We start from the raw sequence: 9,932 nt of genomic DNA, 5'->3' as shown, positions 1-9,932 counted from the left end.
CAATTTTCTTATTCTTACGATTTTTACATATGATTGATTCTCAATTGCCAGAAAAGTTCCGTCAAAGATGAGAGCTTTACGCCTGGCACAGGGACTGTCCCTCGCTGTGTAAATTTTTCCATTAAAACAAATTTCTACCAGGAACCAATGGAGCATCAATCTTTTTTATAGTACCTCGCGGGGACTGTCCCAATTTCCAAATATGGGACTGTTCTTCAAGGTGGAGGCGGCTTCCAGCCGCCTGGAATGAATTAGCCTGCAGGATGCAGGCTCCACTTTAAAGACAGTTACTCACAAGCTCGGCCCCGGGTCCGCCCAGGTGAGGAGCTAACAAGAAAACAATAGCCAAACACTGCACTTCAGAATTAAGCCGCAAGCTTCAGAGCAAGTTCAAAAGCTCTGATTAAGCTTGTGGTATCAGCTGCATAAGTGCCGGCAATATCATATCCTGTTCCATGATCTACAGAGGTACGTATTATGGGCAGCCCCAGGGTTACATTGACTGACCTGCCAAACTCCACAAGCTTCAAAGGCGCAAGTCCCTGATCGTGATACATGGCAAGTACAGCAGAAAATTGACCATTATACGCCTTGCCAAATACTGTATCCGCTGGAAAAGGACCCTGCACTTTAATACCCTGGTTCTGAGCCGCTTTGATGGCTGGCTCAATGATGGCTGCTTCCTCATGACCTATCTTGCCCTGTTCACCAGCGTGAGGGTTCAGGCCGCACACAGCTACAGGCTGGTCAAGACCAAGCTTTAAAATAAAATCTGCCGTAAGGACCAGGCAGTTTAAGATTTTATCTTTGGAAATAAGACCAGGAACCCTGGCAATTGGCGGGTGGGTTGTGACTAAGCTGACCCTTAGACGTTCACCGCATAAATGCATACAAACCCTGTCTGGATCGACTCCAAAATAATCCGCAAGAAATTCTGTATGCCCTCCATATCTGAACCCGGCATCAAGCATGAACGCCTTGTTCAGAGGACCTGTGACCAGGGCATCGGCATATCCGCTTTTAAGGATTTCACACGCGGCTTGAAGGGTCTGCCCTGCATACAATCCGGTAGACATGCTTCCTTTGCCGGGCACAAATTGCTGTTCCTTTGAAGCAGCCGGTTCGTAAAGATAAATACCAGGATCCCTCTGCAACGCATGACAAGGATGATCAATCAGATTCCAGAAAATTGGTCTGCCAAGGTTGCGGCAATGCAGTCGCAGGATATCTTCTGAACCAATGATGATAAGAGAGTTGTCGGACAATAATCGGCGTATTTCAGCAATACACAGCAATTCCGGCCCCAGGCCGGCCGGATCTCCCATGGAATAGGCAACTACAGTCACTTAGCCTTGTTTTGCTTTGGGGACAGTATAAGGCAGTCTTCCAGAAATATACAACCATCCTGATCGCAAAAGCCATCAGCAGCTCGGGCAAAGCAGTCAAAATTACCCTCTGTTCGCTGAATAAGACGCACAGCCTCAATTTTGGACAATGTTACAGGGATCTTTATATCAATTTCTCTGGCAATGGCCCTGATTTCTTTCATTTTCATGTTACTTATCTCCTGCCAACTTATTTTGTGTAGAGTTATTTCGTCACCGCTGAGACAATGCCTTTTACGACAGGTTCTTTCATTTTCCTGTAGGTTTCAATATAAATTTTTGCAGAATTGACCCAGGAAAAATCAGTTCTCATACCTCGAAGCTTGAGCTCTTCCCATTCTATAGGGTTATTAAAAACTTCTAAGGCTTCCTCTATGGATTCAAGCAGGCCTGATGAAGTAGGTTCATTAAAGATAAATCCATTGGCATCTTTGTTCGGGTATGGGGTTATGGTATCTTTGAGTCCCCCTACTGCCGTTGCTATTGGTGGAGTGCCAAATCGCAGACTGTACATCTGAGTCAGTCCGCAGGGCTCATACCTTGAGGGCATGAGAAAAATATCCGCACCTGCCTGAATCTTGTGGGCCATTTCTTCGGTGTATCCAACAATCCCAGACACATGATCTGGATAAAGCTCCACCAGGTTGACCAGCTGAGCCTCATATTCAGCATCACCCTCACCAAGGACTACCAGACCCACATCTTTTCTGACAAGATCAGGAATAATATCAAGAAGAAGATCAATACCTTTCTGACTTCTCAAACGACCAATAAAGCCAAGGACAGGTCTTTCTACCAATCTTTCCGGAAGGCAAAGACTGGCAATAAGATCAGCTTTGCAAACCTTCTTACCTTCTGGGTTCTCTGCTGAATAGTTAGCCTCAAGAAACTTGTCCTGTGCTGGATTCCATACGTTGTAATCAGCTCCATTGAGTATACCCACAAGATTATCACTTTTTTGCTGCAGAATACCCTCCAGCCCGCAGCCAAACTCTGCAGTTACAATTTCTCCTGCATAGGATGGGCTGACCGTTGTCACTACATCTGCGTGGGCAATACCTCCTTTGAGAAGATTGAAGCTGTCATAATATTCAACACCGTCAGGATTCCAGGCTTCATAGGGCAGGCCGCAATCCCAAAAAAGACGAACAGAAAATCTCCCTTGGAAGGCAAGATTGTGGATAGTAAAGACAGTGGACGTATCAGCCCAGAAAGAATCTACTCTTTTCTGATAGTAAATATAAGAGTTCATGAGCGCTGCATGCCAGTCATGTGAATGAACTATGTCCGGGGCTGTACCCATTTTTTTCATCAAAGCCATGGCTGCCCTGCAAAAAAAGATAAACCGCTCACAATTGTCAAAGTAATCACCTTTGTAAGTACAATAATAATAGCGGCGGTCAAAATATTCACCACGATCAATAAAATAGACAGGCATGCCGTAAAAGCTGGCTCTGAAGATATCAGCACTTATATCGGGCCATGGATAACCGACATTCAGATCTTCATAAACAAGATTGGGACTGAATTCACTGGTGGCTATTCTGCCATAAAGCGGCGTGATCACACTGACATCATAGCCCATTTGATGCAGGGTCAAAGGCAGTACCCCCATCACATCGGCCAGACCGCCTGTTTTGGAAAAGGGATAAATTTCTGATGCTACAAAACAAATACTTGGCTTAAAATCCATATTTCCTCAACAAAAAGTAAAATGTAATTAAATAATCAGATATCTGTTTTTCAAAATTTGTGGTAACTGTTTACCACATTTTTTCACTTTTGCGTAAAGCCTGCATCCTGGTTGGCTTTCGCCATTGCTGCCTGTTTGACCAGCTCTTAGTCCGTTAGTCAAAAGCAAGGATATGAAGACGGTCTCTCGGCTGCTTGAATGAATTACTGGTTTTGACTTACGGGCTCATGCTGGGAGTTTGCAGCAAAAGACAACCACTCAGGATGCAGGCTGTCCTCACAACATGGTGAATAGATACAATTTGTGTGACCATTTACATGATCCAGCAGACAATGGGGGTTGAAAAAAAACAATAGGGATGCATACTGTTAACCTCAAACAAGGTTTTCCTTTTTTAATTCGTCTGCAGAAAGCAGGAATTAACCCTAAATTTAAAAAAAAATCAAGACAAACTCATGTAAAAGACAAATTTGTCACTGGGATGGGTTGGCTGGCTATTTAAAGATCAACACTTCCTCGGGGTGCGTTACGCGTTTCTGAAAAGTCAGTTGGGGACAATCCCGAGCCAAGCCGTCACAATCGGGTTTAAACACCAAAATAGCTATGCTTTACAATTAAAATTTAGTATCTGTTTAGCGCTTTTAAGGAAAGCAGGGGACAGGCACTCCGGGACCCACTTGAACATCATTTTGTGCTTAAAATATCTCATTTTTTGGGACAAGTGGGTCCCGGAAGAGCCAGTCCCCCTCCGGGCTGTATGCCTCCGGGCAGGAAGCCATGCCACATGCAAAGCGCTAAACAGATACAAAATTTACAGTTTTCAAAAATGCGTAATGTTCGTCTTCCTCAAGTGGTGTTGTTATGATTTTGAATCATCAGGGCGCACATACCCCATAAAGCACTCATGTCAGGATCTGAAGAACTGCGGATTACCCTGGGGAGAAGCCAGTCACGCCTATTTAGCCTGTGCTCAAGAGTACGCCTTGCTGCAGGCAGAAAATAATCCGCCATCCTGCTTATGCCACCCCCGAGCCCAATATTGCCAATTCCGAAAATACTGACCATCTGACTTAGAAAAAGTCCAAGCCGATGTCCATAGTCTTCCATTACTTTAATAGCATTATCATGGAAATCATTCAGATATGGATCAAGGTCTCTCAGGCCGGTTACAGGCAATCGTTGCCTGGCCATATCCAGCAATGCCTTAGAGTTGAGCCAGGTTTCCGCACACCCTACCTGACCGCAACCACATCTGATCCTTCTGCCAGGTCCGAGATATATATGACCTAGCTCTGGTCCAGCCGGAACCTTACCCTTCCATAAAGTTCCATCCATAACCACGCCCGAACCAAGACCAGTACCAAGAGTAAAAAAAAGAGCGTTTTGCTTTCCTCTCAAGCAACCCCTGTAAACTTCTCCCAAAGCAGCTGCCTGAGCATCATTTTCAAGAATTACATCCTTGCCAAAAGATTCAGATATAAAACCTTTTAAATCAAATCCTTTGAGTTCAGGCATATTTGTTGGACTAAGATATACACCCTTTTCAAAATCCATAGGCCCGGCACTGGCCAGTCCAAATTTTTGTACTTCATCTGAGCATTGTTTCTGTATTGCAGTAACCAGGCTGCATAGTGATTCTTTTGTGTCTGTCAGAGTTTTGGGTCGTTTCATGGTCACAGGACTGCCAGATGTACCGTCACTTTTAATCCAGGTACCGCGAATATTGCTTCCGCCAAGGTCTATACATATGTACATTATATTTCTCTGTGTTAGTTTAATGCTTAAGTATCAACTCATTTTCTCAAGTCTTTTGCGCTGAAATTTAAAATCCATAATAATCTCATAATGATCAAAGGCAAGCTCTGGTAGATTGTGCCAATTACAAAGCATTGCCTTGCCGGCATCATCGCCTGCTCTCATCTTTTCAATATCAAGAGAGTATGCAGTATACACAACGCTCAATGTGTGAGATCTTGGATCTCTTGCAGGATGGGAATACACTCCCAGCAAACCTGTCAAAACAACGTCAAGCCCGGTTTCCTCCTTTGCCTCACGTATTGCAGCATTTTCAGCGGTTTCGCCGTAATCTACAAATCCACCTGGCAAAGCCCAGCCATAAGGATAGTTGGTTCTTTCAATAAGAACAACTCTATCAGGAGATGAAAAAATAATAATATCCACAGTTGGGACCGGGTTTCTGTATACCTCAATCTGATTCTGACAATTGGGACAAGCCTTGAAGTAAGTCATAACAGCCTTGTTTACCATTTGTTTATATGTTAATTGTAATTTTCTTTATCCGTGTGGTCCATTCAAACAAACTGAGAAACCACAGCATACTGTTGAAAGAGCTCCTGCCCCCACATAATCAACAACCGATATTTAAAATGAGCCATTTATTAGCGCCTCACACGGGGGGGGAGAAAGAGTTAGAACTTGCTTTAATCCTGAACCCTGAACTTGTCGAGGTCCAGGATTAAAGATTAAAAAAAAACCGGCTGAACTGTTCACCCGAACAGTTCAGCCGGCTTTTGCAAAAGGAGGAAGAAACTTAGTATAATACATAGCAATAAGCAGGCCAATTTTAACAAATCATAGAAGCCCCATTTTTCAAGGGTTTTGTCAGATACCCTCACCTGCAAAGTACAATTTTTTGAACTACCTGTCAGACAATACGCGGTATGACTTTACAAACAGTTCAATTTTTTGAACCAGGCATAAACTCAAAAGCAAAACTCATACAGTATCCATCTGGGGCTGATATCTTTTTACCATTACTTCTTCTTACGAGTAACTAAAACCAAATTATTAATAAATTCAAAGCATTATGGTTTTACCTTACAGATTGCTTCGGTCGCTTAAGCTCCCTCGTGGATGACAAGTTTTCAGCAACTACATCCCTGACAGCTCAGGTGTCATTGCGAGCGAGTCTTCGAGCGCGGCGATCCTTGTTGCGAGCGAAGCGAAGCAATCTCGCGCTAAGGCTATTTCAAGTTACTCACAGGTTCGGTCCCGGGCCGCCTGGGTGAGGAGCTTACAAATAACTTCAAAAAAACTGGACCCCGGATCAAGTCCGGGGTGACGGTTAAAGCAAAGTGAAGCTCATTATCGTCATTCCGGCGAAAGCCGGAATCCAGGTTTTGATATTAAGAAGCGGCTGGAGCCGCAAGAACTAAACGCCCCCAGGCTGGAGCCTGGGAACGAGGGGTATAAGTTACTCATAGGTTCGGTCCTGGTCCGCCAGGTGAGGAGCTTACAAATAACTCAAAGCCTTCTCAAGGCAAAAGTCCAGTGCCACATACAAAATGGCTAAACTGTTACCATTTTTTTTCGTTGCAGGATTATTCCCCGGGGGCCAAACTTTTAACCTTATAATGAGGATTTTTTATGAGTCAAAACTCCAAAAAAACAGTTCTGGTCCTTGGAGCCAGCGGTTATGTCGGAGGCAGACTGGTACCTATGCTGCTTGAGCAGGGTTACCGGGTAAGAGCAGGAGCCAGAAAACCTGATAAACTGACATGCAGGCACTATGCTGTTCATCCTGATTTTGAACCTGTAGCTGTTGATGTGCTGGATCAGAAAAGTCTAAGCAGCGCCTGCAAGGATTGCATTGCAGTATATTATTTAGTTCACTCAATGGGACCTTCTCCCAAGGGCCAGGGCGACTTTGCCTCAAAAGACAGAATTGCCGCACGTAATATGGTCAAAGCCGCATCCCAGTCATCTTTAAGGCAGATAATTTATCTTGGCGGACTTGGAGATCAAGGTAAAGACCTTAGTCATCACCTGAAGTCACGCCTTGAAGTTGGTGAAATCCTGCAAAGCGGTCCGGTTCCAGTTACTTTTCTAAAAGCAGCCATGATTCTCGGTGCTGGCAGCGCTTCCTTTGAAGTCATGCGTTATCTTGTTGAAAGGCTGCCGGTGATGATTACGCCCAAATGGGTACATACCAAAAGTCAGCCCATAGCAATAACCAATGTTCTGGGCTATCTTAGCGGTTGTCTTGACCATCCCGATACTTTTGGACAGACCTTTGAAATAGGTGGACCTGATGTCCTGAGCTATTCCGAACTGTTCAATATATATTGTGAGGAAGCCGGTCTGCCTCCAAGACTTATTGTTCCGGTTCCAGTCCTCTCGCCCAAGCTGAGCTCATACTGGATTCACCTTGTAACCCCGGTCCCGTCATCCATTGCAGTTCCTCTCGCGGAGGGCCTGCGTAATACTGTCGTTTGCCATGAAAACCGGATTCAAAAAATCATTCCTCAAACACTGCTGTCATGCAGAGAAGCAATTTCCAGAGCTCTGGCCAATGTTGAAAAAGAAGAGGTAGATACCTGCTGGACTGATGCAGGAGAAGTAAACATACCGGAATGGGTAGCCTGCTCTGATTCTAAATACTCAGGTGGTACCATTTATGAGATATCCTTTCAGGTCAAACTTGCCGCACCTCCTGAAAAAGTATGGCCGGGCATTGAAAGTATTGGTGGAAAAAAAGGATGGTACTTTGCTGATTTTCTGTGGCGCATCCGCGGTATGGCGGACAAGGTTCTCGGAGGAAGCGGTTACAGGGCAGGCAGAAGAGTCCAGAATGAACTGCGCTATGGAGATACGGTTGATTTCTGGAGAGTCATAAAAGTAAAAAAATTTGAACAGCTCAGACTGCTGGCGGAAATGAAAGTTCCAGGCCAGGCCATACTGGAATTTGAGTTGTTTCCTGACGGACAGAATTGCCTCCTTGTCCAGAGAGCCAGATTTTACCCCAAAGGATTGCTGGGGCTTGCTTATTGGAATAGCCTGACCCCTGCCCACAACTGGCTTTTTAAAGGCATGCTGGAAAAAATTGCCCTGAGTTCAGGAATAAAAATAATTTCCGGGCCTGAACCTGCTCAGGATTCATCAACGACCTGCAGGCTATAAACTTTGAACTTTCCATCCTTTGCGTTCAAGCTCGTCTGAAGACATTGCACCGGCCCTGTATACCTTGAGTGTATCAGGGCCAATCATCCTGACTAATGTTGATGCTTTGCCTCCGGGTGGGGTATTGCTGGTGGAAAATATCAAGTCTGCCTTGCTCATAATTACAGGATCTAATAATTCCACATCCGCGCAAGACGGGCCCCCACTCAAGTTGGCACTGGTGGCAATCAGCGGAAAACCTGCCTTTAAACACAGCCTGGCTGCATCAGGATGAGGGGTAACCCGAATGGACACCAGCCCTTGACCATCCTTTATACCCAGAGGTACTTTTGTTCGAGCCCTGGTCAAAATGGAAAGAGGACCAGGCCAGAATTGCCTGCCCAGCTTTATCTCGTCAGGGCTTAGCTCTACAGCCATCTGGACCTGTTCGAATGAACCTGCCACGAGAGGCAATGGTTTGTTGTCAGGCCTGGACTTTATGGCTGCCACTCTTTGCACTGTGGGAATACTTATACCCAAGCCTCCCAGTGCAAAAAATGTCTCTGTGGGGAATACAATTACGCCGCTGTCAGCCAGGAATTGTGCAGCTTGATTAACGTCCGAGGTAATGTTAACTTTTTTCATGCTTTGCCGATATATAGGTAAGAAAAGTGACAGACTCGTTAATTGTAACCGGTAACCTTTTGGCAGGAAAGTTGCTCATAGATTATGTAAGATAGTTTTCATGGGAAATTTTTTCCACCAAGGAGACATTATGAAAATCAATCCAGAACAAATTAACCAGGTCGTCCGTGAAAACAAAAACGTCCAGACCAACAGAACGAATAACGAATTTGGAAAGATGCTGGAAAACGAGATTGCCAAAGATCATATGGCTGGTCAGGCTTCCTCGCCTTCAGCCAGGTTAGATCTGCTCCAGCAGAGCCAGATTCTTAGCAGTTCACTCATAACCTCACAACAACGGGAACCGTCGCTTATGAATAAGATGGACAGCCTTTTGAACATGTGGGAAAATTATGCCGCTGACATGGACTCACCTGACTCAAACCTGAAGCAGGTTTACAATCATCTGCAGAATATTTCCCAGGGCATCAAAGATGTGAAAAATTCATCTTCCTTTGAAAATCAGCGTCCCGAAGTAAAATCCATACTCCAGGAACTGGAAGTAATGACTGCCACCGAGGAAATTAAAATCAACCGTGGAGATTATCTTACCTGACGCGACAACGCCGGAAGACTCCAATATCTTATGGGGATTCTGCCTGAATACTGTATATTGGGCCTTCCGGTGTCAGGGTGCTTTTCCACAGGGTAAGTTTATCCGCCCGGAACCATGGCCACTGCATTTTTCCCACCAATTCGGCAAAATCTGACCAGGGATCAGATTTGACAAACCTTTTCACTCTAAAAAGAGTTAAATGACTTATAAATGGCTTTTTCTCACTGACAAAGCCATGTATACTCAATTCCTGGTCGATAACAGCGGCAATTTTTTGTAGCCTGACGTCCTGCTCCTCAAGGCCCAGCCAGGCAACCCTGTATTGACCTTTTGCACCAAAAAATCCCACGTTCAACCCTTTGAGCCAGACATTCTCTATCTGAAAACCCTTAATAAACCGGACTACTTGAAGAACACTTGTATTATCCACCTCTCCAATAAACTTCAAGGTCAGATGCCAGTTACCCGGCCTGGTCCAAATCATTCTTGATTTGAACCTCTTAGCCCACTCTTCTCTTATCTTGGACAATATTTCCTGATATATCTCAGGCAAAGCAATGCCAATAAAAAGTCTCATAAAAAATTATACTTTAGTAACTTATCGCTTCAATTTTGTAGCATAAAACAAAAAAATTTTAACCATATATACGAGAAATAATGCCCAAAATCCCAAAACTTCAACCTTCAACCTTCAACCTTCAGTCTTCAGCCTTCA

9 protein-coding genes are annotated in these 9,932 nt (G+C 44.5%); 2 read left to right on the top strand and 7 right to left on the bottom strand.

What is annotated here, in order from left to right; genetic code table 11:
• Window positions 1-365 precede the first annotated feature (365 nt).
• From pdxA to LZ23_RS18745, 5 genes are all read right to left on the bottom strand, one after another.
• Complete coding sequence (gene pdxA, locus LZ23_RS18765) at window positions 366-1,346, bottom strand: 4-hydroxythreonine-4-phosphate dehydrogenase PdxA (protein ID WP_232300544.1); 981 nt, start codon at window positions 1,344-1,346, stop codon at window positions 366-368.
• Entirely contained in the window at window positions 1,343-1,555 is a 213-nt protein-coding gene (locus tag LZ23_RS18760) for a hypothetical protein (RefSeq protein WP_045216692.1), read from the bottom strand. The genes pdxA and LZ23_RS18760 overlap by 4 nt, the downstream gene beginning before the upstream one ends.
• 35 nt (window positions 1,556-1,590) lie before the next feature.
• Entirely contained in the window at window positions 1,591-3,078 is a 1,488-nt protein-coding gene (gene glgA / locus LZ23_RS18755; RefSeq protein ID WP_045216690.1) for a glycogen synthase GlgA, read from the bottom strand.
• Between the two features lie 846 nt (window positions 3,079-3,924).
• Window positions 3,925-4,833 (bottom strand): ROK family protein, encoded by a 909-nt coding sequence (locus tag LZ23_RS22955; protein ID WP_052507522.1) that lies wholly within the window; start codon window positions 4,831-4,833, stop codon window positions 3,925-3,927.
• Between the two features lie 33 nt (window positions 4,834-4,866).
• A complete protein-coding gene (locus tag LZ23_RS18745) occupies window positions 4,867-5,328 on the bottom strand; it encodes an NUDIX domain-containing protein (RefSeq protein ID WP_045216717.1) in 462 nt (153 codons plus the stop codon).
• Window positions 5,329-6,465: 1,137 nt separating this feature from the next.
• Here LZ23_RS18745 and LZ23_RS18740 point away from each other — a divergent pair.
• A complete protein-coding gene (locus LZ23_RS18740) occupies window positions 6,466-7,998 on the top strand; it encodes an SDR family oxidoreductase (RefSeq protein WP_045216688.1) in 1,533 nt (510 codons plus the stop codon).
• Here LZ23_RS18740 and LZ23_RS18735 read toward each other — a convergent pair.
• Window positions 7,993-8,622: an L-threonylcarbamoyladenylate synthase gene (locus LZ23_RS18735; RefSeq protein WP_045216687.1), complete on the bottom strand. Its 630-nt coding sequence runs from the start codon at window positions 8,620-8,622 to the stop codon at window positions 7,993-7,995. The two genes, LZ23_RS18740 and LZ23_RS18735, sit on opposite strands and share 6 nt — an antisense overlap.
• Window positions 8,623-8,752: 130 nt before the next feature.
• Here LZ23_RS18735 and LZ23_RS22950 point away from each other — a divergent pair, with 130 nt between their 5' ends.
• On the top strand, window positions 8,753-9,217 hold the full coding sequence (locus tag LZ23_RS22950; RefSeq protein ID WP_052507521.1) for a hypothetical protein: 465 nt from the start codon (window positions 8,753-8,755) through the stop codon (window positions 9,215-9,217).
• 28 nt (window positions 9,218-9,245) lie between these two features.
• Here LZ23_RS22950 and thpR read toward each other — a convergent pair whose 3' ends face one another.
• Complete coding sequence (thpR, locus tag LZ23_RS18725; protein ID WP_045216685.1) at window positions 9,246-9,794, bottom strand: RNA 2',3'-cyclic phosphodiesterase; 549 nt, start codon at window positions 9,792-9,794, stop codon at window positions 9,246-9,248.
• Window positions 9,795-9,932 lie beyond the last annotated feature (138 nt).

The sequence above is a fragment of the Desulfonatronovibrio magnus genome (assembly GCF_000934755.1).
GTDB classification, from domain to species: domain Bacteria; phylum Desulfobacterota; class Desulfovibrionia; order Desulfovibrionales; family Desulfonatronovibrionaceae; genus Desulfonatronovibrio; species Desulfonatronovibrio magnus.
Note: the sequence above shows the minus strand (reverse complement) of the source record. Positions and strands in the feature narration are given on the sequence as shown.

Coding starts and splice junctions, on each gene's coding strand:
- LZ23_RS22955 (WP_052507522.1), bottom strand. CDS start 4,833: ATGTACATATGTATAGACCTTGGCGGAAGCAATATTCGCGGTACCTGG.
- LZ23_RS18760 (WP_045216692.1), bottom strand. CDS start 1,555: ATGAAAATGAAAGAAATCAGGGCCATTGCCAGAGAAATTGATATAAAG.
- thpR (WP_045216685.1), bottom strand. CDS start 9,794: ATGAGACTTTTTATTGGCATTGCTTTGCCTGAGATATATCAGGAAATA.
- glgA (WP_045216690.1), bottom strand. CDS start 3,078: ATGGATTTTAAGCCAAGTATTTGTTTTGTAGCATCAGAAATTTATCCC.
- LZ23_RS18745 (WP_045216717.1), bottom strand. CDS start 5,328: ATGACTTACTTCAAGGCTTGTCCCAATTGTCAGAATCAGATTGAGGTA.
- LZ23_RS18735 (WP_045216687.1), bottom strand. CDS start 8,622: ATGAAAAAAGTTAACATTACCTCGGACGTTAATCAAGCTGCACAATTC.
- LZ23_RS22950 (WP_052507521.1), top strand. CDS start 8,753: ATGAAAATCAATCCAGAACAAATTAACCAGGTCGTCCGTGAAAACAAA.
- LZ23_RS18740 (WP_045216688.1), top strand. CDS start 6,466: ATGAGTCAAAACTCCAAAAAAACAGTTCTGGTCCTTGGAGCCAGCGGT.